Genomic DNA, 24,198 nt, shown 5'->3' with positions numbered 1-24,198 from the left:
TTGCGTTGAGTCGCGTGACGTTGAGTTGAAAAGGCCGGTGCCGGTTGCACCGGCCTTTTTCATGCGTTTCGCTTGGGCATGATCGTGTCCGAAACCGATGCCCACTTTTCGGGATCATGTCCTACAGGAAGCTCTGCGGATCAATATCGATCTCAAGCTTGAGATTGCCCTTGGTCTTCGGCCCGGCTGCGAGCCAGTCCCGCATATAGGCGGACAGGTCCATGCTGCGCACCGACTTCACCAGGATGCGAAACCGATAGCGGCCCTTGATGACCGCGAGCGGCGCTTCCGCAGGGCCAAGCACCTGGACGCGCTCGTCGAGCGGCGCCGCGGATGCAAGCTTGCGCGCAAAACCTTCGGCGGCCGGACGATCGCCTGCCGAAATGATCAGCGACGCCAGCCGCCCGAACGGCGGATACAACGCGCGTTCGCGCGCCTCGATTTCGCTGGCATAAAATGCCTCGCGATCCGATGCGACCAATGCCTTCATCACCGGGTGTTCGGGCTGATGGGTCTGGAGATAGCCGACGCCGCGTCCCTGTTCGCGCCCAGCGCGGCCGATCACCTGATTGAGCAACTGAAACGTGCGCTCAGCGGCGCGCGGATCGCCGTTGCCCAAACCAAGATCAGCGTCCACGACACCGACCAGATTGAGCCGCGGAAAGTTATGTCCCTTCGCCACCAGCTGCGTGCCGATGATGATATCGACGCGGCCCTCGGCGATTTCATTCAGCTCCGAACGCATGGTCTCGATGTCGGTGATAAGATCGCTCGACAGCACCATGGTGCGCGCGTCGGGAAAAAGATTCGCAGCTTCTTCCTGCAGACGCTCCACACCGGGACCGATGGCGGCGAGGGATTCCTCAGCGCCGCAGTGCGGGCACTGATGCGGGCGCGGCATCGAGAATCCGCAGTGATGGCAAACGAGTCGCTGGCGAAAACGGTGATCCACCAGCCACGCATCGCAAATGGTGCAGGCGAAGCGATGCCCGCAAGCACGGCACAAGGTCAGCGGCGCGTAACCGCGCCGGTTCAGGAACAGCAGCGCCTGTTCCTTGCGTTCAATCGCGATCTTGATTTCTTCAGCCAGGCGCGGCGAGATGAACCGCCCACGCGCAGGGCCCTCGCGCTTGAGATCGATCGCCTCGATCTGCGGCATGTGCTGGCCGCCGAACCTCGACGGCAACGCGACGCGGCGATAGCGGCCCTTGCGCGCATTGACTTCCGATTCCACCGATGGCGTCGCCGAACACAGCACGACCGGAATTTTCGCGATGGAGCCGCGCACCACCGCCATGTCGCGCGCGTGATAGTGCGCGCCTTCGTCCTGTTTGTAGGCCTGGTCGTGCTCCTCGTCGACAATGATGAGCCCGAGGTCGGCGTAAGGCAGGAACAGCGCAGAGCGCGCACCCACGACCACCGGTGCATCGCCCGCCGCAACTGCTGCCCAGTTGCGCGCGCGGGTGCGCGGCGTCAGTTCCGAATGCCATTCAATCGGCCGCACACCGAAGCGCGCGCTGAACCGGTCGAGGAATTGCCCGGTCAGCGCAATCTCCGGCATCAGGATCATGGTCTGCCGGCCGCACTTGATGTTTTCCGCCACCGCCTCGAAATAAACTTCGGTTTTTCCGGAGCCGGTTACACCATCGAGCAAGGCGACCTGAAACTCGTTCTTCGATACGAGTTCTTTCATCGCATCCGCCGCAATGCGCTGCTCCGGCGAAAAGTCAGGCTCTGCGAACGACGGGTCGGGTGATGGCGGCGCCATGTCGCGCGGCAGCGGCTCGATGACCAGCGTGCCTTCATCGACGAGACCGTCGATCACACCGGCGCTGACGCCGGCTTCTCTCAACGCATCGGATTTCGAATGCAGCAATCCGTCTGACAGCACATCGATCAGGCGGCGGCGCGCCACCGTCATGCGCTGCGGCGGCGCGCCAACCAGCCGCACACCCGGACGCACGCGCTCAGGCCCCAGATGCTCGCCCATGCGCAATGTCATCCGCAGCACCATGCCGCGTGCCGACAGCGTGTAGTTGGAAACCCAGTCGACGAAGCTGCGCAACTCGGATTTGAGCGGGGGCACGTCCAGCTTGTCGCCGGTATCTTTCAGACGATTGTGCAGCCGGGGATCGGGGTTCGGATTGTCTGCCCAGACCACCGCCGTGACATCGCGCGGTCCCAGCGGAACGCTGACCACATCCCCCGGATTCAGCTCGACGCCCTCGGGAACGCGATAGGAATAGGTCTGGTTCAGGGCCACCGGCACAAGGACGTCGACAACTCGTCTTGCCATGGCCAAGGGGGTCCAGATTAAGGGGTGAATAAGGAAAAGGGTGCGATAAACCGATTCCTGTCAAGCGCAGGTATCTCAGACATGGGGATCGCGAGACATATGATGGTCAAAGCCGTCCCTGCAACCGAAGCCAGCCCGGAAGGCGCACAGCTCACCTGCGCTGCGCCGGACCTCACGGCCGAGATCACGCACTGGCTGTCCCATCTGCGCGCGGAACGGCGGCTGTCGCCCAAGACGCTGGAAGCCTATGCCCGCGACCTGCGCCAGTGCCTCGTGTTCCTGAGCGAACACTGGGGTGGCCTCGTCACCCTGAAACAGTTTGCCGCCATCGAAGCCACCGATGTGCGCGCGTTCATGTCGTCGCGGCGCTCAGACGACATCGGCGGGCGCTCGCTGATGCGCGCGTTGGCAGGCCTGCGCTCGTTCGGGCGGTTTTTGGAGCGCGAAGGCAAGGGCAAGGTCGGCGCATTGTCCGCAATCCGCGCGCCGAAGATCGGCAAGAGCCTGCCGAAGCCGATTCAGATGACGTCCGCCCGGCAAATGACCGACGCTGACATTCGCGCGGGGGAAAATCGCGAGCCATGGATCTGGGCGCGCGACGCCGCGGTGATGGCCCTGCTCTACGGATCGGGCCTGCGCATTTCCGAAGCGCTCGGCCTCAAGAAGCGCGACGTGCCGCTGCCCGGCAAGGGCGATGTAATCGTCGTCACCGGCAAGGGCAACAAGACCCGCATGGTGCCGGTTTTGCAAAATGTGCTGTCCTTGATTCAGGACTATGTCGCGATGTGCCCGCACACGATTGCACAGGACGGCGCGATCTTTGTCGGCGCACGCGGCGGCCCCCTCTCGCCGCGCATCATCCAGTTGACCATGGAGCGGCTGCGCGGGGCACTCGGGCTGCCCGACAGCGCAACCCCGCACGCGCTGCGTCATTCATTCGCCACGCACCTGCTCACACGCGGCGGCGATCTTCGCGCGATCCAGGAATTGCTTGGTCATTCGTCACTCTCGACCACGCAGATCTACACCGGCGTTGACGCCGACCGGTTGCTGGACGTCTACAAGACCGCTCACCCCAGAGCGTGACACAAATAAGTCGTGTCTTGTCATCGCATCGCCCCTTGCGCGCGAACCGCAGTTCGGTCAATCGTTGCTCGATTTTGACCGGGAGGACGTTTTACGATGGGCGCACATGAGAGCATGGAGCACGCGGAGCATGCCGAGCACGCTTCCGGCTCCAACAAGAAGATCGCATTGCTGATTGCCGTGATTGCGCTTTTCCTTGCGTTCTCCGAGACCCTCGGCAAGGGCGCCCAGACCGAATCCATCAGCAAGAACGTCGAGGCCTCGAACTTGTGGGCCTTCTTCCAGGCCAAGAGCATCCGGCGCACGACGGTGCAGGCGGTGTCCGAACACGCCAGGCTCAGCCTCGGGCTGTCGGGCGACGAGGCGCTGAAGGCGGCGCTGGCCAAGCAGATCGACGACTGGAACAAGGCTGCGGCGCGGTATCGCTCCGAGCCGGAGACCGGCGAAGGCTCCGAACAGCTCGCCGCCCGCGCCAAGAAGGCCGAGGAAGCGCGCGATCTCGCCATGGCGCGCTATCACCACTACGAAGTGGCGTCCGCTGCGTTCCAGATCGGGATCGTGCTGGCTTCCGCAACCATCATCACCGGCATGGTCGCGCTGGCCTGGGTGGCGGGAGCGCTCGCACTTACCGGACTGGCTTTCACCGCAATCGGACTGTTCGCCCCCCATGCCGTGCACCTGATGTAGCCGCTCGCTGCAATAAGAGATGCAAAGCCTTGTCCTTGGCGCAACCGGGCTTGTAGGCCGCCACATCGTCAAACAGCTGATTGCGGCGGGCGAACATCCATTCGCCCTCTCGCGATTGCCGCATACCGATACACGCGACATCCAATGGTTCGCCGGCGACCTTGAAGACGCCGGCGCTCTTTCATTTCCGCCATTCCAGACGCTGTATTGCACAGCGCACTGTCATTTTCTTCCAGGCGCGCTGCCTTCGTTTGCACGCAGCGGCCTCCGGCGCGTCGTCTTCTTCACATCCACCAGCGTTCTGACAAAGCTTTCCTCTGCCGATGCACAGGAGCGAAAGCAAGTGCAGATGCTTGCAGACAGCGAGCGACAAGCCATAGCGGAATGCGGAAAGCACGGCATCGCGTGGACAGTCCTGCGGCCGACCATCATTTATGACGAGGGCCGCGATCCAAGCATCTCGCGGCTGGCGCGACTGATTGCAAGATTTGGATTCTTCCCGCTGGCGGGACTTGGCAAGGGGCTTCGCCAGCCGGTTCACGCCGAGGACCTCGCCATTGGCGCGTTGCAGGCGGCGGCGAGTGAAGCCGCGATCAACCATATCTACAATGTCCCCGGCCTTGAGACCGTCACGTATCGTGAAATGATCGGACGCATTTTCGACGGCCTCGGCAAACCGCGCCGGATCATTCCGATGCCACCATTGCTGTGGCGCGCTGCTTTCCACATGGCGCGCCGCGCCTTTCCCAACGCGAATGCCGAGATGGGCGCGCGAATGTCAAAGGACCTTGTTTTCGATGGCTCGAGCGCCGCACGGGATTTCGGCTGGAGGCCGAGACCTTTTCATCCACGGTTCGACCGCACAGGGTGACCCCGTTTCACGATGATGATCGCGACGCCTGCATTCGCCGGCGCAACCGCGCGATAAAACCGGGCGACGCGCGGCGGCGAAAGCGCCTCATCCATTGCGCAATGGCCCGCTTGAATGGCGCGACGATCGCCACCGCCCGCGCGCGCAGATCGAGGACGAATTCATAGAGCGCGCGGAACCAGCCCATCTGCAACAGCTTCTCGCGCGTCACGTCGAACACGAACGCGACGATGCCGACGCCAAGAACTTTCTGAAGAATGATCAGCGTGGTCGCACCGACGAAGTACTTGTGCGCCAGCAGCCATGCCGCAACGAAATTGAGCGGAAAAAGAACAACCACTGGCACCGCGAACACGATCAGCGTGAGCGCCGGCGACAGATGCTCGATCCGGTCTGCAAGCCACGCCTTCAGGCGCGGCAGCGGAATCAGCGCAACAACGCGCGCAATGATCGGCTCGACGCGATCCCACAGCCACGCCTCGAGCAGAAAGATCAGCGCGAGCAGAACCCAGAGCGGACGAAGCAGCCGGCGCATGATGGATTCTCATCCCTCATGACCGGCTGAATACCGGTCAGCCATCACATATGGATAGCGCGCTTTCCGACCGCAAGCGCGGCTTCCTTGACTGCCTCGGAACGCGTCGGATGGGCATGGCAGGTGCGGGCAAGATCCTCCGCGGAACCGCCAAACTCCATCAGCACCGCGGCTTCGTGGATCATTTCGCCGGCTTCCGCACCGACGATATGAGCACCCAGCACGCGATCGGTCTTCGCATCCGCAAGAATCTTCACAAAGCCATCGGTGGTCTGATTGACCTTGGTGCGCGCATTCGCGGTGAAGGGAAATTTGCCAACGGTGTAAGCCACGCCGGCCTGCTTCAGCTCTTCCTCCGTCTTGCCGACGGATGCGACTTCCGGGAACGTATAGATCACACTCGGGATCACATCGTAATTGGTATGACCGGCCTGCCCTGCGAGAATCTCCGCAATCGCGATGCCTTCGTCCTCGGCCTTGTGGGCCAGCATCGGCCCCGCGATCACGTCGCCGATGGCATAGATGCCCTTTACATTGGTCTGGAAGTGTCCGTCGGTCTGCACCCGGCCGCGCTGATCAAGCTCGACACCCGCCTCCTTGAGCCCAAGACCTTCGGTGTAGGGCACGCGTCCGATCGCCAGCAGCACGACATCGGTCTCGATCACTTCCGCCGCGCCACCCGCGGCCGGCTCGACACTGACCTTCAACCGCTTGCCGGAGCTATCGACGCCGGTGACCTTGGATCCCAGCTTGAACTCGACGCCCTGCTTTTCCAGCATACGCTGGAAAGACTTCGCAACTTCGCCGTCCATGCCGGGAAGAATCCGGTCGAGGAATTCAACGACGGTGATCTGCGTGCCGAGACGGCGCCACACCGAGCCGAGCTCAAGGCCGATCACACCCGCGCCGATCACCAGCATCTTCTCGGGCACCTTGTCGAGGACCAGCGCGCCGGTGGACGAAACAATGCGCTTCTCGTCGATCTCGACGCCCTTCAGCTTGGCGACATCGGAGCCGGTGGCGATGACGATATTCTTCGTCTCAAGCACCTGCTTCTTGCCGTCATTGCCAGTCACCTCGACCTTGCCTGCGCCGAGGATGCGGCCCGTGCCCTCGTAGGGATCGATCTTGTTCTTCTTGAACAGGAAGGCGACGCCCTTTGTGTTGCCGTCGACACCGTCCGTCTTGAACTTCATCATGGTCGGAAGATCGAGCTTCGGCTTGCCGACGCCGATGCCCATCTTCGGCAGCATGTGTGTGACTTCCTCGAAACGCTCCGAAGCCTGCAACAGCGCCTTGGACGGAATGCAGCCGATGTTGAGGCAGGTCCCGCCATAGGTCGCGCGCTTCTCGATCACCGCGACCTTCATGCCGAGCTGCGCTGCGCGGATCGCGCAAACGTAACCGCCGGGACCGGTGCCGATAACGATAAGATCATAAGAAGCCATGGGATTATCCTGTACTCGCAGAGAAGTTGAAATTAGCGGCCGCCGGAAACATCGACGATTGTGCCAGTGACATATGACGCCTCGTCCGACATCAGCCAGACGACGGCGTTGGCGATTTCATCCGCGGTCCCGACACGCTTCATCGGCACCGTATGCGCCAACCGGTGCGCGCGATCCGGCTCACCGCCGCTGGCGTGGATTTCCGTATCGATCAGTCCCGGACGAACCCCATTGACCCGAATGCCTTCGGCGCTGACCTCGCGCGCGAGCCCGACCGTGAACGTATCGATCGCGCCTTTCGATGCGGCATAATCGACATATTGCGCCGGAGAGCCGAGCGTCGCTGCCACGGACGAGAGATTGATGATCACCCCGCCACTGCCGCCATGCTTGCTGGACATGCGCTTGACGGCTTCGCGCGCGCACAAAATGCTGCCGACGATATTGACGTTCATCATGCGGGTAAGACGCGCGGCGGACATTTCATCGACGCGAGCGGTCGCATCGACCACGCCGGCATTGTTCACAAGGGCGCCAAGCTTGCCGAATGCGTCCGCCTGTTTGAAGAGATCGAGAATGTCGGCTTCACTGCCGACGTCGCATTTCACGGCAATGGCCTTGCCATTGCTAGCCGAAATCTTCCCGACGACCTCGTCGGCGGCGGCCTTGTTGCTGACATAGCCGACCACCACCTTGTAGCCGCGCTTCGCCGCGGCCAGCGAAGTCGCGCGACCGATACCGCGGCTCCCTCCAGTGACGATGGCGACGCTATCCATCAGAACCAATCCCCTGCACGAACGTCAGTTTGCTTTTTGAAGCGCGATACGAACGCCCAGCCCGATCAGAACCAGACCGGTCGCGCGATCGATCCAGTGCCCGATCCGCTCATAGCCGGTGCGCATCGAACGCGTCGTCAGAAACACCGCGACAAGGCTGAACCAGACCGCAAGAAACACGGCCAGCGCGGCCCCGTAAGCGAACTGCGTCATCACAGGCGTCTCGTGCGAAACAATCGTGGCAAACAGCGAGACGAAAAACAGCGTCGCCTTGGGGTTCAGAAGATTGGTGAGGAAGCCCACGCCGTACGACGTGGCGACATTGCGCGCGCCGCCTATGGGAGCGGTGGCAGTCCTGTCGAGGGTTTGAGGTGAGCGGCGGCTTGCCGTGAACGAGCGAATGCCGAGATACACCAGGTAAGCCGCCCCGCACCACTTCACGATGGTGAAGATCAGGACCGACTGCGCAACGATCAGGCCCACGCCGGTTACGGTGTAGGCGACATGGACCATGATCGCCGACCCGACACCGATGGCAGATGCTATTCCCGCCCGTCGCCCAAAACTCACGCTCTCGCGAAGCACACAGGCGAAGTCCGCGCCCGGCGCGATGGCCGCCAACACGAACACACCGAACAACGCGAGGAATTCGGGCGGCAGATGCATCGGCTTACAGATCCAGCACGAGGCGCGCCGGATCCTCAAGGTTTTCTTTGACGCGAACGAGGAAGGTCACCGCTTCCTTGCCGTCGATGACGCGGTGATCATAGGACACCGCGAGATACATCATCGGGCGAATCTCGACCTTGCCGCCGATGGCGACCGGCCGCTCCTGAATCTTGTGCATGCCGAGGATACCCGACTGCGGAGCGTTCAGGATCGGCGTCGACATCAGCGAGCCATAGATGCCGCCGTTGGTGATCGTAAAGGTGCCGCCCTGCATTTCCTCGATCTTGAGCTGGCCATCGCGGGCGCGGCGACCGTAGTCGGCAATGCTCTTCTCGATCTCTGCGATCGACTTGTGATCGCAATCACGCACCACCGGCACCACGAGGCCCTTGTCGGTGCCGACCGCGACGCCGATGTGATAGTAGTTCTTGTAGATCAGGTCGGTGCCGTCGATCTCGGCGTTGACGGCGGGCACGTCCTTGAGCGCCTGCACGACAGCCTTGGTGAAGAAACCCATGAAGCCGAGCTTGGCGCCGTGCTTCTTCTCGAACGCATCCTTGTAGTGAGCGCGCAGCGCCATGACGTTGGTCATGTCGACCTCGTTGAAGGTCGTCAGCATCGCAGCCGTGTTCTGCACGTCCTTGAGGCGGCGCGCGATGGTCTGACGCAGCCGCGTCATCTTCACGCGCTCTTCGCGCGCGGCATCGTCGGCTGCGGAAGGCGCACGCACCTGAACGGCAGCGGCCGGCTGATTGAGCGGCGTCGCTAGTGAGGCGGCCTTTTCGATCGCGGCCAGCATATCGCCCTTGGTGACACGGCCATCCTTGCCGGAGCCTGGAACGGTCGAGGCATCGATCCCGGATTCAGCGGAGAGCTTGCGCACCGACGGCGCCTGCGGCGCGTCGGCGGGCGGAGACTTCTGGGCCGGCGCGGGGGCTGCGGCCGCAGGCGCAGCAGCCTTCGGCGGCTCAGCAGCCTTGGCCGGAGCGGCGGCGGGCTTGGCGCCGCCTGCGCCTGCCGTGATCTGACCAAGCAGCGCGCCGACCGCGACGGTCTCACCGTCCTTGGCGATAATTTCATCGAGGGTGCCCGCGAACGGCGCCGGCACCTCGATGGTCACCTTGTCGGTTTCGAGCTCAACCAAGGGCTCGTCGACAGCGACGGCATCGCCGGCTTTCTTGAACCAGCGGCCGATGGTGGCCTCGGTGACGGACTCGCCCAGTGTCGGAACGCGAATTTCAGCCATTTCTTTTTCCCTTTGCGTCGTGAACGGCTTCCTATGCCGTCAGCGCCTCAATCAAATCGTCCTGGATGGAAATGCCCGCGAGGTGCGGGCATCCAATGGGTCAGCCGAGAGCTTCGTCGAGCAATGCCTTCAATTGCTGGAGGTGCTTCGACATCAAACCGGTCGCGGTCGCCGCGGCAGCGGCACGTCCGGCATAGCGCGGGCGCTTGTGCGCCGAGCCGACCTGGTTCAACACCCACTCGAGATACGGCTCGATGAAGTGCCAGCCGCCCATGTTGCGGGGTTCTTCCTGGCACCAGACCACTTCGGCTTTCTTGAAACGCTCAAGCACCTGCACCAGCGCCTTGAGCGGCACGGGGTAGAGCTGCTCGATGCGCAGCAGATAGATGTCGTCGGTGCCACGCTTCTCACGCTCTTCGAGCAGATCGTAATAGACCTTGCCCGAGCAGATGACGACGCGGCGGATCTTGCCGTCTTCGGCGAGTTTGAACTCGCCGCCCGCCTCTGCATCGTCCAGCAGGATGCGATGGAACGAGGTGTCCGTCGCGAACTCCTCGAGCTTCGACACCGCGCGCTTGTTACGCAGCAACGACTTCGGGGTCATGATGATCAGCGGCTTGCGGATCTCACGCTTGAGCTGACGGCGCAAGGCGTGGAAGTAGTTCGCGGGCGTCGTGAGGTTGGTGACCTGCATGTTGTCTTCGGCGCACATCTGCAGGAAGCGCTCCAGACGTGCCGAAGAGTGCTCCGGTCCCTGGCCCTCATAGCCGTGAGGCAGAAGGCAGACGAGACCCGACATACGCAGCCACTTGCGTTCGGCCGACGAGATAAACTGGTCGAACACGACCTGCGCACCGTTGGCGAAGTCGCCGAACTGGGCCTCCCAAATCGTGAGCGCATTCGGCTCGGCGAGCGAGTAACCGTATTCAAAGCCGAGCACCGCTTCTTCCGACAACAGCGAGTTGATGACCTCGTAGTGACCCTGATTGTCGCCGAGATGATTGAACGGCGTGTAACGGCTTTCATCTTCCTGATCGAACAGCACCGAGTGCCGCTGCGAAAACGTGCCGCGCTCGGAATCCTGTCCCGAGAGACGTACACGATGACCTTCCTTGAGCAGCGTGCAGAACGCCAGTGCTTCAGCGGTTGCCCAGTCGATGCCCTCGCCGTTCTCGATCGTCTTCAGACGATTTTCGAGGTAGCGCTGAACAGTGCGGTGAATGCGGAAACCATCCGGCACCTTGGTGATCTTGCGGCCGATGTCCTTGAGTTCATCGATCTTAATGCCGGTGTTGCCGCGGCGCGGATCTTCGCCGACTTCAGCCGACTTGAAGCCGGCCCACTTGCCGTCGAGCCAGTCAGCCTTGTTCGGCTTGTAGCCCGAACCGGCCTCAAGCTCCGCATCAAGACGCGCGCGCCAGTCGGCCTTGGCCTTCTCGACTTCGCCTTCGGTTACGACGCCATCGGCAATCAGCCGCTTGGCATAAAGATCGAGCGTGGTGGGGTGGGTCGCAATTTTCTTGTACATCACCGGGTTGGTGAAACCCGGTTCGTCGCCCTCGTTGTGACCGTGGCGGCGATAGCAGAACATGTCGATGACGACAGGCTTGTGGAACTTCTGCCGGAATTCGATCGCGATCTTGGCTGCGAACACCACCGCTTCCGGATCGTCGCCGTTCACATGGAAAATCGGCGCGTCGATCATCTTGGCGACGTCGGACGGATACGGCGACGAGCGCGAGTAACGCGGATAGGTGGTGAAGCCGATCTGGTTGTTGACGATAAAGTGGATCGACCCTCCGGTGCGATAGCCCTTGAGGTCGGACAGCGCGAAGCACTCCGCCACCACGCCCTGACCTGCGAAAGCCGCGTCGCCGTGCATGAGGAGCGGCAGCACCGAGATGCGCTGATCCGGTGGATCGCCGTTCTGGTCTTCCTTCGCACGCGCCTTGCCAAGCACCACCGGATCGACGATTTCGAGATGCGAGGGATTTGCGGTCAGCGACAGATGGATCTTGTTGCCGTCGAACTCGCGGTCCGAGGAGGCGCCGAGGTGATACTTCACGTCGCCTGAGCCTTCGACTTCATCCGGATTGGCCGAACCGCCCTTGAACTCGTGGAACAGCGCGCGATGCGGCTTGCCCATCACCTGGGTGAGCACGTTGAGACGGCCGCGATGCGGCATGCCGACCACGATATCGCGGACGCCGAGATTGCCGCCGCGCTTGATGATCTGTTCGAGCGCGGGAATCAGCGATTCGCCGCCATCGAGACCGAAGCGCTTGGTGCCGGTGAACTTGATGTCGCAGAACTTCTCAAAACCTTCGGTTTCGATCAGCTTCATCAGAATGGCGCGGCGGCCTTCGCGGGTGAAGCTGATTTCCTTGTCCGGACCTTCGATGCGCTCCTGAATCCAGCTCTTCTGCGCCGGATTCGAGATGTGCATGAACTCAACGCCAAGCGTCTGGCAGTAGGTGCGCTGACAGATCGCAACAATCTCGCGCAGCGTCGCGGTCTCGAGACCTAGGACGTGATCGAGGAAAATCTTGCGGTCGAAATCCGCGTCGGTGAATCCGTAAGAGCGCGGATCGAGCTCTTCGTGATCCTTCTGACCTTCGATCCCGAGCGGATCGAGATTGGCGTGGAAGTGGCCGCGCATGCGGTAGGCGCGAATCAGCATCAGGGCGCGCACCGAATCGCGGGTCGCCTGATGGATGTCCGCCGAGGTCAGGTTGCTGCCGGCGGCCTGCGCCTTGGCAGCGATCTTGTCGCTGACGACCTTCTCGACCTGCGCCCAGTTGCCATCGAGCGCGGAGGTCAGGTCGTCCTTCGGCGTGGCCGGCCAGTTGGCTTTTTCCCAGGACGGGCCTTGCGCGTTCTTCGCAACGTCGGACGGCTGATCCTTCAGGCTTTTGAAAAAATCCACCCAGTCCGGATCGACCGACGACGGGTCCTTTTCGTAGCGGGCGTAAAGGTCGTCGATGTAGGTGGCGTTGGCGCCGTCGAGGAAGGAAGTGAGAGCGAAATTGGCATTCGCGTCCTGGCGAGACATGATTGCGTCCTGATGATTGCTATCGCGCGGGAAAATCGGGAGGAATCGCCCGATTTGGTATCGGCATCGTGTTTGGGCCGCACCTTTTACCCTATTTAGGGCAAAACTTCGCGCTGAAAAGAACCAAGGACTGAACTAGGCTTTCAACCTTTCGAGAAGAGTCGTTCCAAGCCGTGCAGGTGACGGAGAGACCGTAATCCCGGCAGCTTCCATGGCTGCGATCTTGGATTCGGCATCGCCCTTGCCGCCGGAGACGATCGCACCGGCATGACCCATGCGGCGGCCCGGAGGTGCGGTGCGGCCCGCGATAAATCCGACCATCGGCTTCGACCGGCCGCGCTTGGCCTCGTCCTTGAGGAACTGTGCCGCGTCTTCTTCGGCGGAGCCGCCGATCTCGCCGATCATGATGATCGACTTGGTCTTCTCGTCCGCCAGGAACAATTCGAGCACGTCGATGAATTCGGTGCCCTTGACCGGGTCGCCGCCGATGCCGACAGCGGAGGTCTGGCCGAGCCCGACCTGGGTGGTCTGGAAAACCGCTTCATAAGTCAGCGTGCCGGAGCGCGAGACGATGCCGACATTGCCAGGCTTGAAGATGTTCGCGGGCATGATGCCGATCTTCGATTCGCCAGCGGTGACAACGCCCGGGCAGTTCGGCCCGATCAGCCGCGACTTCGAGCCGCACAGCGAGCGCTTCACGCGCACCATGTCGAGCACCGGAATGCCTTCGGTGATGCAGACGATCAGCGGCACTTCCGCATCGATCGCCTCGCAGATCGCGTCGGCCGCGCCCGGCGGCGGGACGTAGATCACCGACGCATCGGCGCCGGTCTTGTCACGCGCTTCCTGCACCGTGTCGAACACCGGCAGGCCGAGATGCGTGGTGCCGCCCTTGCCCGGCGAGGTGCCGCCGACCATCTTGGTCCCGTAGGCAATCGCGCCCTCAGAATGGAAGGTGCCGTTCTTGCCGGTGAAGCCCTGGCAGATGACCTTGGTGTTCTTGTCGATCAGGACGGACATCGGCTTACTTTCCCTTCACGGCGTTGACGATCTTCTGCGCGGCGTCGTCGAGATCGTCGGCGGGCAGAACGTTGAGACCGCTTTCGCGGATGATCTTCTTGCCTTCCTCGACATTGGTGCCTTCAAGACGCACCACCAGAGGCACCTGAAGACCGACCGCCTTCACCGCGGCGATGACGCCGCGCGCGATGACGTCGCACTTCATGATGCCGCCGAAGATATTGACGAGGATGCCCTTCACGTTCGGATCTGCGGTGATGATCTTGAACGCCGCAGTGACTTTTTCTTCCGAAGCGCCGCCGCCGACATCGAGGAAGTTGGCCGGGCTTTCGCCGTACAGTTTGATGATATCGAGGGTGGCCATCGCGAGACCCGCGCCGTTCACCATGCAGCCGATGGTGCCGTCGAGCGCGATATAGGCGAGGTCATACTTCGACGCCTCGATTTCCTTGGCGTCTTCTTCCGTGGTGTCGCGCAAGGCGACGATGTCCGGATGACGATAAAGCGAATTGGAATCGAACGACATCTTGGCGTCGAGGCACTTCAGCTCGCCCTGCTTGGAGACAATCAGCGGATTGATCTCCAGCATCTCCATGTCCTTGGCGAGGAACGCCGTATAGAGCTGCGCCACCAGCTTCTCCGCCTGCTTGGCGAGATCGCCCTTGAGGCCGAGCGCCTGCGCCACGGTGCGGCCGTGATGGCCCATGATGCCGGTGGCGGGATCGACCGAGAACGTCACGATCTTGTCGGGCGTATCGTGCGCAACCTTCTCGATGTCCATGCCACCTTCGGTGGACACCACGAACGCCACCCACGACGTTTCGCGATCGACCAGCAGCGACAGATAGAATTCCTTCTCGATGTCCGAGCCGTCTTCGAGATAGAGGCGATTGACCTGCTTGCCGGCCGGGCCGGTCTGGATCGTCACCAGCGTCGCGCCGAGCATCTGCTTGGCGAATTCCTTCACCTCGTCGATCGACTTGGCCAGACGCACGCCGCCCTTGTCGCCGGCGGAGGCTTCCTTGAACTTGCCCTTGCCGCGTCCGCCGGCATGGATCTGGCTCTTTACCACCCACAACGGGCCGCCGAGTTCCTTTGCCGCAGCTTCTGCTTCAGCCGCCTTGAGAATTGGCACGCCGCGCGACACCGGCACGCCGAATTCCTTCAGCACCGCCTTGGCCTGATATTCGTGGATGTTCATGGATTGCCCCAGAGAACCGAAGAGGGAAAAGAGAAAGGCTCAGGCACGATCCGGAAAATACTTTCGCCGGATCGTGCGGAATCGGTAACGGCGTCGCGCCGCTTACTTGCCAAGCAGGTCGGGCGCGATCTTCTTGCAGGCGTCAACAAGACCCTGCACGGCGCCGACCGACTTGTCGAAACCTTCGCGGTCCTTGCCGGCCAGCTCGATCTCGACAATACGCTCGACACCCTTCGATCCGATGACAACCGGCACGCCGACATACATGTCCTTCACGCCGTATTCGCCGTTGAGGTAGGCGGCGCAGGGCAGCACACGCTTCTTGTCGCGCAGATAGCTCTCCGCCATCGCGATTGCCGACGCAGCCGGCGCGTAGAACGCCGACCCGGTCTTGAGCAGGTTGACGATCTCCGCGCCGCCGTTGCGGGTGCGGTCGACGATCTCGTCGATACGGGCCTGCGAGGTCCAGCCCATCTTCACGAGATCAGGCAACGGAATGCCGGCGACGGTGGAGTACTTGGTCAGCGGCACCATGGTGTCGCCGTGACCGCCGAGCACGAAGGCGGTGACGTCTTCGACAGAGACGTTGAACTCATCGGCAAGGAAGTAACGGAAGCGCGCGGAGTCCAGCACGCCGGCCATGCCGACAACCTTCTTCTGCGGCAGGCCGCAGGCCTTCTGCAGCGCCCAAACCATCGCGTCGAGCGGGTTGGTGATGCAGATGACGAAAGCGTCGGGGGCATACTTCTTGATGCCGGCGCCGACCTGCTCCATCACCTTGAGATTGATGCTGAGAAGGTCATCGCGGCTCATGCCGGGCTTGCGCGGCACGCCCGCGGTGACGATCACCACGCTGGCGCCTTCGATGGCCTCGTAGGAATTCGCGCCGGTGAAGTTGGCGTCGAAGCCGTCGACCGGCGAGGACTGCGCGATGTCGAGCGACTTGCCCTGCGGAATGCCTTCGGCGATGTCGAACATCACCACGTCGCCCAGCTCTTTCAGCCCGACGAGGTGGGCGAGCGTGCCGCCGATCTGACCTGAACCAATCAAAGCAATCTTGTCACGCGCCATGGGAAATCTGTCCTTTGATGTCGACGAAGAGAGGGTGGGAAAACTCTGGAGGGCTGGTTAGACCTTTCGCGGCAGGCGTTCAAGTCGCCGTTCGCTCAATGATGCGGCGGTGCTCACCGTGGAGGCACCGGGCAGCGCTTTCGTATCGGGCTTTCGCCGGGGCCGGAGATGAAACATAAAGCGAACCCGTCAGGTCTCGACCAGGCCGGTCGTCGCGCCGCTCGCGGAGGAGTCGCTGCGGCCGTGAGGCAGCGCCAGGTAGGATTCCGAGCCCATCTCTATCAGCCGCGACGAGGTGCGCTTGAATTCGTTGGCCTCGACCCCCTCGGTCGCGGTGTAGAGCGATAGCGGGTCAGTCTCTGCCGACGCCATCAGCTTCACCGCATTGTCGTAGAGCGTGTCGATCAGCGTGATGAAGCGCTTGGCATAATTGCGCTGCGGATACTGCATCGCTGGGATCCGGTCGATGATCAGCGTGTGATAATCATGCGCGAGCCGCAGATAATCCGACGCGCCAAGCGGCTTCTCGCACAGGTCGGCGAACGTAAAGCGCGCGACGCCGTGCGCCGAATGCGGAACATGCAGCACATGGCCCTTGATCATGACGTCGCGCGGATGGTCCGCAGCGCCGCCGGTGAGCTTGGTCCACGCCTTGTCGAGCGCGGCGTCCGCGCTCGCATCCGCGGGCACCAGCCACATCTTGATGCCGGCGAGTTTTTCCAGGCGGAAATCGGTGCGCGCGTCGAGCCGCAGCACCTCCATCCGATCCGCCAGTTGTCCGATGAACGGCAGAAACAATGCGCGGTTCAATCCGCCCTTGTAGAGATCGCCGGGCGCGACGTTCGACGTTGCCACGACCACAGTCCCCAGTTCGAACAGCCGGCTGAACAGGCGCCCAAGGATCATCGCGTCGGCGATATCGGTGACGTGAAATTCGTCGAAGCATAGCAGCCACGCTTCCTCGAAAATCGATTGCGCGGTCAGCCGCACCGGATCGGTATCGCCAATTTCCTGGCGCGCAATCTTCTGGCGGAAACCGTGAATCCGCTCATGAACGTCGGCCATGAATTCATGAAAGTGCGCGCGGCGCTTGTGCGCAACCGGACTTTCGTTGAAGAACAGATCCATCAGCATGGTCTTGCCGCGTCCGACCTCGCCGTGGATGTAGAGACCGCGCAGCGGGGCGGCGTCCTTGTCGGCGAACAGGCGTTGCAGCAGTCCGCCGCGGCCGGGACGATAGCCCGCAAGCCTCGTCTCAAGTGCGGAAAAAGCCTCAACAGCCTGCGCCTGTGCGGGATCGGCTTCGATGGTGCCAGCGGCAACCAGAGCCTGGTAGTGCCGACGGAACGAGGCGCGGGACGGAGCGTTCATGGCCCGCTACCCGCCAGAATGACGCGCAAAATGCAAGACTACAAAGGTGCCGAAAGCTCTCTATGCGCTCAGCGCATAGGCGTCTTCGACAACATAGGGCCCGCCACCCACCGACGCCCGCGACGAGAACAGGACGAAGCGGGAGGCCATGAAGCTGCGGGTCGGGAAATAGCCGCGCACCGACAGATAGTCCGCCACATCCTGATTGGAGGCGTCCCGCAACCGCGCGAGCGTGACGTGGGGGATGAATTTGCGGCCCTCCGGATCGAAACCGAACCGCTGCATCAGCCGCTCCAGTTCCGCCTGCAATTCCATCAGGGGACGGCTTGGTACAACCGATGCCACGACCGCCCGCGGTTTCTTGCCGCCAAAGCTGGACAGGCCCTGCAACGCGACTTCGAACGGCTTGCGGTTGATCCGCTCGAGCGTCGAGGCGATTTCACTGGCCGCCGCGCCGTCGATGTCGCCGATGAAGCGCAATGTAACGTGGTAATTTTCGGGGTCGATCCAGCGGGCGCCTGGCAGGCCCCCGCGCAAGTTCGAGAGCGTCTGGCCGATATCCGGGGGAATTTCCAGCCCGGTGAACAAGCGAGGCATCACGAAACTCCTCGATGCTGGAGAGGATCACGAATCACCTGATGTCTTTTGTACCGCAGCACGATGACAGTGCGAAGCGACCATCGCGTGATCGGCCGATAAATCCCTACGGCTTGCCCAGTTGCGATGCACGGTCGCGCAGAAACGCCTCGACCGTCGGCAGAATCCGCTCAACCACAACATCGACGCCGGCCGCTGTCGGGTGCAGCCCGTCGGGCTGGGTCAGCTTTGCCTCTGTGGCCACGCCATCGAGAAAGAACGGATAGAGCGGGACTTTGTGGCTCCTGGCGAGTTCGGGATAGATGCTGTTGAACTGCGCCGTGTACTCCGTGCCGTAGTTCGGCGGCGCGTACATGCCGCACAACAGGACCGCAATGTTGCGCGCCTTGAGTTTCGTCAGGATGTCGTCGAGCGCGCCGCGCGCCACTTTCGGATCGACGCCGCGCAGCGCGTCGTTGGCGCCGAGTTCGACGATCACCGCTTCCGTGCCGGGCGGGATCGACCAGTCGAGCCGGGCAAGCCCGCCCGTCGTGGTGTCGCCGGACACGCCCGCATTGTGAATGTCGGTGGCAATGCCCTTCTCGCCCAGGGCTTTCTGCAACCGCACCGGAAACGCCGCCGAGGCCGGAAGGCCGTAGCCTGCGGTCAGGGAATCGCCCAGCACGGCGAGTTTGATCGGCTTCACATCTTTGACATCTGACTGGACAGAAGCCGTTTGAGCCGAGGCCGGCCCCGACATCGCCATCATTGCCCCCGCTGCTGCGACGATGAATGCCCTCAAGAGCCCCTCGACCGCGCGGCCGGAACCCCCATATGAAAGATCCATGGACAGTCTCATTGAACCCTCAAAGCGCGCCGGTCTCGAACCGGACACCATTTCCATTTCCAACGTCAATCTCTCATTAGGCAGCGGGGCCGCACGCGTTCACATCCTTAAGGATGTCGGCTTGCGGGTCGCGCCCGGTGAAGCTGTCGGGCTGATCGGACCGTCGGGATCGGGCAAATCCACGCTCCTCATGGTGATGGCGGGGCTTGAACGTCCTGACAGCGGAGAGGTGGTGGTCAACGGCGTCTCCTTCAATGCCCTTGATGAAGACGGCCTTGCACGATTCCGTGGCCGCCATGTGGGCATCGTGTTCCAGTCGTTTCATCTGATCCCGACCATGACCGCACTTGAGAACGTCGCGGTGCCGCTTGAACTCGCGGGTCGTGCGGATGCGAATGCGCGCGCCGCGCAGGAACTTGCCGGCGTCGGTCTGGGCGAAAGACTGCATCACTATCCTTCGCAGCTCTCGGGCGGCGAGCAGCAGCGCGTCGCATTGGCACGTGCAATGGCGCCCGACCCCGCCATCCTTGTGGCGGATGAACCCACCGGAAATCTCGACGAGTCCACCGGCAAGCAGATTGTCGATCTTCTGTTCGCCAAGCATCTCGAGCGCGGCATGACCCTTGTTCTCGTGACGCACGATGCCGCGCTGGCGCAGCGCTGCGACCGTGTGGTGCGCCTGCGTTCGGGCCGCATCGATGGACCGGCGACAGACCGGCACTGGATCGAGACGGCATCCCGATGAGCGAGATTGCGGACACCTCGCGCCGCGGCACGTCATCCCTTGCGATCCGCTACGCGTTGCGCGAGCTGCGAAGCGGCCTGCGCGGCTTCTACGTTTTCGTGGCCTGCATTGCGCTCGGCGTCATGGCGATTGCCGGCGTTGGATCGGTGGCCGGAAGCCTCAGCGAAGGGCTGGACCATCAGGGCCGCACGCTGCTCGGCGGCGACGTATCCTTCGCCCTGATCCAGCGCGAGGCCTCGAAGGAAGAGCGCGCTTTTCTTGATGCGCGCGGCAAGATTTCGGTCGCGGCGATCATGCGCGGCATGGCGCGCTCGGCCAAGGGCGAGTTCGCGCTGGTCGACCTGAAAGCGGTCGACGGCAACTATCCGATGCTCGGCGACGTCACCCTCGCACCGAAGCTCCCGATGGCCGAATTGCTGGCGCAGCGTGACGGCGCATTCGGTGCCGGCGCCGACGCCATCATGCTGGCGCGGCTGGGCCTTCAGGTCGGCGACCGGGTGACTGTCGGCAACGCCACGTTCGACATTCGCAGCGTCGTGGAAGCCGAGCCGGACAAACTCTCGGGCGGCGTCGGCCTCGGTCCCCGATTCCTGATCAGCGAAGAGGCGCTGCGCGCCACCGGCCTCTTGCAACCCGGCACGCTGGTGCGCTGGACCTATCGCCTGAGGCTCCCGGATACCTCGCTCGACGATCGCGCAACGCAATCCGTGATCGACGAAGCACAGAAGGCCCTGCCGGAAGCCGGCTGGGAGGTGCGCAGCCGCGGCAATGCCTCGCCGCAGCTTGAGCGCAGCATCACGCGCTTCACGCAGTTTCTCACGCTGGTCGGGCTCGCGGCGCTGCTGGTCGGCGGCGTTGGCGTCGCCAATGCGATCAAGAGCCATCTCGATGAGCGGCGCGACGTGATCGCGACCTTCAAGGCCCTCGGCGCTACCGGCCGCGAGGTGTTCACGATTTACCTGACCCAGGTGATGGTGCTGGCGATCCTTGGATCGCTGATCGGCCTCGCCATCGGCGCGACGCTTCCCTTCATCATCGTCGGCATGTTCGGAAAGATCCTGCCGCTTCCGGTGGAAGCGACATTCCATATCGGCGAACTGGCATTGTCGTTTCTCTACGGCCTTCTGACCGCGCTCGCATTTGGACTATGGCCGCTCGGCCGCGTCCATGACGTGCCGGTCGCCGCGCTGTTCCGGGAAGGCGTGACATCGGAATTCCATTGGCCGCGGCGGCGCTACCTCGTGCTGATGGCTGCCGTCATCGCGACACTGGTGTCGGTTGCGATCGGCCTCGCCTACGACAAGCGTGTTGCCACCGTGTTCGTCGTCTCGTCGGTCGCCGTGTTCGCCGTGCTGCGCGTCATCGCGTCGTTGCTGATGGCGCTGGCGAGAAACCTGCCGCGTCCGCGCCTCACCATGCTGCGGCTTGCCATCGCCAACATTCATCGCCCCGGCGCGCTGACACCATCGGTCGTGATGTCGCTCGGACTCGGCCTCGCCGTGCTGGTCACCATCACCCAGATCGACGGCAACCTGCGGCGGCAGTTCATGGCGGCGCTGCCCGAGCACGCGCCCTCGTTCTATTTCATCGACATCCCCACCGCAGAGGCGGCACGGTTTGGCGATTTCCTGAAACAGGCAGCGCCGCAAGCCAACGTGGAAACCGTGCCGATGCTGCGCGGACGCATCGTCGCCGCCAAGGGCATCAAAGCCGAAGACCTCAAGCCCTCGAACGATGCCGCCTGGGTGCTGCAAAGCGATCGCGGCCTGACTTATACGGGCGAAGTTCCGCGCGGCTCGAAAGTCGTCGAGGGCACCTGGTGGGATGCAAACTACAGCGGGCCACCGCTGGTCTCGCTCGAAAAGAAGATCGCCGACGGCCTCGGCATCAAGGTCGGCGACGATATCACCGTGAACGTGCTCGGACGCGATATCACTGCGAAGATCAGCAACCTGCGCACGGTGGACTGGCAGAGCCTCGGCATCAACTTCGTATTGGTTTATTCGCCCAAGGCTTTCGCCGGCGCACCCCATACCGATATCGCAACCCTGACGGAGGCCAGTTCCACAGCCGCAGGCGATGCCAAGCTCATCAAGGAGGTCGCTGCCGCGTTTCCGATGGTGACCAGCGTCCGGGTGCGCGAGGCACTCGATTCAATCGGCAAGGTCGTGACCAATCTCGTGCTGGCGATCCGGGGGGCCAGTTCGGTGACCCTCATCTCGGCCATCCTTGTGCTGGGCGGCGCACTCGCCGCGGGTCACCGGCACCGGGTCTATGATGCCGTGATCCTCAAGACCCTTGGCGCGACCCGGGCGCGGCTGCTGGGCGCCTATGCGCTGGAATATCTGCTGATCGGCCTCGCAACGGCCGTGTTCGGAGTGGCGGCCGGATCGATCGCAGCCTGGCAGATCGTGACCCGGCTGATGACCCTGAGCTTTGTCTGGCAGGCCGGCAGCGCCGCCCTCGTCGTGCTGGCCGCGCTGGCCGTCACGGTCGGGCTCGGGCTGGCGGGAACATTACTCGCGCTTAACCAAAAACCAGCTAGCGTGCTCCGTAACTTATGACAATTTGTAGCAGCGAAATAGCGGGTTTTGCGACATTCAGCCGCGCGCCCCTGCTTGCGTCGAGTGTGTTAGTTTCCCACATACTGAGCGGGTTCAGAATCCGAATTGATACCGTCCAGGGATGGACACTCAATCGGGGTTCTGGGACAAACTTATAGCTGGCGGCGCAGACCCTTCGCTTTCGCCAGACAACCACGGGGTTTCGACCATGTCGGACTTGGACCGCAACTATACGTCACCTTTCGGCCGGGCCGCCGGGCGCGTTGACGCCGCGACCGTCGATGCCGGTCTGCGCTCGTACATGCTTAAGATCTACAACTACATGGCGATCGGCCTGGCCATTACCGGCCTCGCGGCGCTCGGCGTCTACATGGGCGCTGTGACACCTGACGCGTCAGCCGCTGCCGGCCGTATCGGCAAGCAGTATCTGACCTCGTTCGGCGTCGCGATGTTTGTCAGCCCGCTGAAGTGGGTGTTCATCCTCGCACCGCTCGTGATGGTGTTCGCCATTTCGTTCGGCATCAACCGCCTGAAGCCCGCAACCGCCCAGCTTCTGTTCTGGGTGTTTGCAGCGCTGATGGGCATCTCGCTGTCGTCGATCTTCCTGGTGTACACGCACACCTCGATCGTGCGGGTGTTCTTCATCACGGCTGCCTCGTTCGGTGCGTTGAGCCTCTACGGCTACACCACCAAGCGTGACCTGACCGGGATGGGATCTTTCCTGATGATGGGCCTGTTCGGCATCATCCTCGCCAGCCTGGTGAACCTGTTCATCGCTAGCACGATGTTGCAGTTCATCGTCTCGGTGATCGGCGTGCTGGTGTTCGCCGGCCTCACCGCCTGGGACACCCAGCGGCTGAAGAACGATTACATCTACGGCTACGCCAGCCAGGGTGGCGACGTGGCGGAGCGCGCGGCAATCACCGGCGCACTGTCGCTCTACCTCAACTTCATCAACCTGTTCACGCTGCTGCTGCAGCTCCTTGGACAGCGCGACTAGATCTGATCGTGGCTGATCAGTGAACTCTTGAAAGCCCCGGCCAAAAGCCGGGGCTTTTGTTTTGCAGTCCTTCGCTGATAGGACTGCGGGGCTTCACCGCTCCGGCACCATTCTCTGCGATCGACATGCCCCAGCTTCATATCCGGCCCGCTGCCGTCACCGACCTCCCCGCAATCACGGCGATCTATCGGCATGCGGTTCTCCACGGCACCGCGACGTTCGAAATCGACCCGCCTGATCTTGCCGAAATGACACGACGCTACGAGGCGCTGACCAAGGGCGGCTTTCCGTATCTGGTGGCGGTCATGGAAGATATCGCCGTCGGCTATGCCTATGCCGGACCCTACCGGCCCCGTCCGGCCTATCGGTTCACGGTCGAGAACTCCGTATATCTCGATCCTGCGGCGCAGGGACGGCGCATTGGCACGCGACTGATGCAGGACCTGATTGTCGCGTGCGAAGATCGCGGCTACCGGCAGATGATCGCGGTGATCGGCGATTCCGCCAATGCTGCGTCGATTGGCGTCCACGCCCGTGCCGGCTTCGACATGATCGGCACGCACCCCAGCGTCGGATTCAAGTTTGGCCGCTGGCTCGACACGGTCATGATGCAGCGCGCGCTCGGCGATGGCGGCAGGACAGTCCCGAAAGAATAATCAGACCACCGCCAGCTTGCGATCGATCACCAGCAGAACGCGGTCAAGCTCATGGCCGCGGCGAAGAATCTGACCGCTCGCGGCGATCACGCTGTAGGCCCCCTGCTTGCGCGCGAGCTTGGGATCCTTCTCGATCCGGTAGATCGGAACTTCCGAGGCGCGGCGGAAAATCGAAAACACCGCACGGTCTTTCAGAAAATCAATCGCGTAATCCCGCCACTCGCCATCGGCGACCATGCGTCCGTACAGATTGAGAATGCGATTGAGTTCGACGCGGTTGAACGTAACGCTCTGGGGCGGGAGCGGCGCGGGGCTGCGCTCCAGCCCCCGGCTCTCGCCTGGATCGGTATCGCCCGACACTGAATTCATCGGCGCCTCCATGTCACGCAGGTGACATGATCACCCCGTCCGGCCACGCCTGCAAGCATGATTTGGGGATCATCCGCTGCCCGATTCCCAAGCAAGGCATCACGCGGACGTC

21 protein-coding genes are annotated in these 24,198 nt (G+C 62.6%); 7 read left to right on the top strand and 14 right to left on the bottom strand.

From position 1 onward, the window contains the following. Positions 1-121: 121 nt before the first annotated feature. Positions 122-2,296 carry a primosomal protein N' gene (locus AC1Q67_RS11895; protein WP_492233956.1) on the bottom strand — a complete coding sequence of 725 codons (2,175 nt, stop codon included), beginning with the start codon at positions 2,294-2,296 and terminating at the stop codon, positions 122-124. A gap of 99 nt (positions 2,297-2,395) precedes the next feature. Between AC1Q67_RS11895 and AC1Q67_RS11890 the strand changes: the two genes are divergently transcribed. From AC1Q67_RS11890 to AC1Q67_RS11880, 3 genes are all read left to right on the top strand, one after another. Further along, positions 2,396-3,382, top strand: coding sequence for a tyrosine recombinase XerC (locus AC1Q67_RS11890; RefSeq protein ID WP_492233957.1), 987 nt, complete (start codon positions 2,396-2,398; stop codon positions 3,380-3,382). A 96-nt stretch (positions 3,383-3,478) separates the two neighbouring features. Next, complete coding sequence (locus AC1Q67_RS11885) at positions 3,479-4,069, top strand: DUF4337 domain-containing protein (RefSeq protein WP_492233958.1); 591 nt, start codon at positions 3,479-3,481, stop codon at positions 4,067-4,069. Positions 4,070-4,088: 19 nt separating this feature from the next. Beyond that, complete coding sequence (locus AC1Q67_RS11880; RefSeq protein ID WP_492233959.1) at positions 4,089-4,940, top strand: NAD-dependent epimerase/dehydratase family protein; 852 nt, start codon at positions 4,089-4,091, stop codon at positions 4,938-4,940. 7 nt (positions 4,941-4,947) lie between these two features. On the opposite strand, the gene AC1Q67_RS11875 is transcribed toward AC1Q67_RS11880, so the two are convergent. The 12 genes from AC1Q67_RS11875 to AC1Q67_RS11820 form a co-directional block, all read right to left on the bottom strand. Then, entirely contained in the window at positions 4,948-5,475 is a 528-nt protein-coding gene (locus AC1Q67_RS11875) for a hypothetical protein (RefSeq protein WP_492233960.1), read from the bottom strand. A 44-nt stretch (positions 5,476-5,519) separates the two neighbouring features. Further along, positions 5,520-6,923: a dihydrolipoyl dehydrogenase gene (lpdA, locus tag AC1Q67_RS11870; protein ID WP_024576680.1), complete on the bottom strand. Its 1,404-nt coding sequence runs from the start codon at positions 6,921-6,923 to the stop codon at positions 5,520-5,522. Between the two features lie 32 nt (positions 6,924-6,955). Next, entirely contained in the window at positions 6,956-7,699 is a 744-nt protein-coding gene (locus AC1Q67_RS11865; RefSeq protein WP_492233961.1) for an SDR family oxidoreductase, read from the bottom strand. Between the two features lie 24 nt (positions 7,700-7,723). Then, positions 7,724-8,365, bottom strand: a complete 642-nt coding sequence (locus AC1Q67_RS11860) for a LysE family translocator (protein WP_492233962.1) — start codon at positions 8,363-8,365, stop codon at positions 7,724-7,726. A 4-nt stretch (positions 8,366-8,369) separates the two neighbouring features. Further along, positions 8,370-9,614: a 2-oxoglutarate dehydrogenase complex dihydrolipoyllysine-residue succinyltransferase gene (gene odhB, locus AC1Q67_RS11855; protein ID WP_492233963.1), complete on the bottom strand. Its 1,245-nt coding sequence runs from the start codon at positions 9,612-9,614 to the stop codon at positions 8,370-8,372. A gap of 100 nt (positions 9,615-9,714) precedes the next feature. Then, positions 9,715-12,666 (bottom strand): 2-oxoglutarate dehydrogenase E1 component, encoded by a 2,952-nt coding sequence (locus tag AC1Q67_RS11850; RefSeq protein ID WP_492233964.1) that lies wholly within the window; start codon positions 12,664-12,666, stop codon positions 9,715-9,717. A 135-nt stretch (positions 12,667-12,801) separates the two neighbouring features. Further along, a complete protein-coding gene (sucD, locus tag AC1Q67_RS11845; protein WP_492233965.1) occupies positions 12,802-13,686 on the bottom strand; it encodes a succinate--CoA ligase subunit alpha in 885 nt (294 codons plus the stop codon). 4 nt (positions 13,687-13,690) lie between these two features. Next, complete coding sequence (gene sucC / locus AC1Q67_RS11840; protein ID WP_492233966.1) at positions 13,691-14,887, bottom strand: ADP-forming succinate--CoA ligase subunit beta; 1,197 nt, start codon at positions 14,885-14,887, stop codon at positions 13,691-13,693. Between the two features lie 102 nt (positions 14,888-14,989). Further along, a complete protein-coding gene (gene mdh, locus AC1Q67_RS11835; protein WP_024576687.1) occupies positions 14,990-15,958 on the bottom strand; it encodes a malate dehydrogenase in 969 nt (322 codons plus the stop codon). A gap of 189 nt (positions 15,959-16,147) precedes the next feature. Beyond that, complete coding sequence (gene zapE, locus AC1Q67_RS11830) at positions 16,148-17,329, bottom strand: cell division protein ZapE (RefSeq protein ID WP_492233968.1); 1,182 nt, start codon at positions 17,327-17,329, stop codon at positions 16,148-16,150. A gap of 60 nt (positions 17,330-17,389) precedes the next feature. Continuing rightward, a complete protein-coding gene (gene thpR, locus AC1Q67_RS11825; protein WP_024576689.1) occupies positions 17,390-17,926 on the bottom strand; it encodes an RNA 2',3'-cyclic phosphodiesterase in 537 nt (178 codons plus the stop codon). Between the two features lie 106 nt (positions 17,927-18,032). Further along, positions 18,033-18,752, bottom strand: a complete 720-nt coding sequence (locus AC1Q67_RS11820; protein WP_492233969.1) for an arylesterase — start codon at positions 18,750-18,752, stop codon at positions 18,033-18,035. Between AC1Q67_RS11820 and AC1Q67_RS11815 the strand changes: the two genes are divergently transcribed. The 4 genes from AC1Q67_RS11815 (at position 18,751) to AC1Q67_RS11800 (ending at position 23,717) form a co-directional block, all read left to right on the top strand. After that, positions 18,751-19,497 carry an ABC transporter ATP-binding protein gene (locus AC1Q67_RS11815; RefSeq protein WP_024576691.1) on the top strand — a complete coding sequence of 249 codons (747 nt, stop codon included), beginning with the start codon at positions 18,751-18,753 and terminating at the stop codon, positions 19,495-19,497. The two genes, AC1Q67_RS11820 and AC1Q67_RS11815, sit on opposite strands and share 2 nt — an antisense overlap. Beyond that, entirely contained in the window at positions 19,494-22,061 is a 2,568-nt protein-coding gene (locus AC1Q67_RS11810; RefSeq protein ID WP_492233971.1) for an ABC transporter permease, read from the top strand. Before AC1Q67_RS11815 ends, AC1Q67_RS11810 begins: the two co-directional genes overlap by 4 nt. A 208-nt stretch (positions 22,062-22,269) precedes the next feature. Continuing rightward, a complete protein-coding gene (locus AC1Q67_RS11805) occupies positions 22,270-23,061 on the top strand; it encodes a Bax inhibitor-1/YccA family protein (RefSeq protein ID WP_006023232.1) in 792 nt (263 codons plus the stop codon). A gap of 125 nt (positions 23,062-23,186) precedes the next feature. After that, positions 23,187-23,717, top strand: a complete 531-nt coding sequence (locus tag AC1Q67_RS11800; RefSeq protein ID WP_492233973.1) for a GNAT family N-acetyltransferase — start codon at positions 23,187-23,189, stop codon at positions 23,715-23,717. Here AC1Q67_RS11800 and AC1Q67_RS11795 read toward each other — a convergent pair whose 3' ends face one another. Then, positions 23,718-24,086 (bottom strand): DUF2794 domain-containing protein, encoded by a 369-nt coding sequence (locus AC1Q67_RS11795; RefSeq protein ID WP_492233975.1) that lies wholly within the window; start codon positions 24,084-24,086, stop codon positions 23,718-23,720. Positions 24,087-24,198 lie beyond the last annotated feature (112 nt).

This window comes from Afipia sp. GW823-FHT06G09 (assembly GCF_058794875.1).
This window is presented reverse-complemented; position numbering and strand designations above follow the sequence as displayed.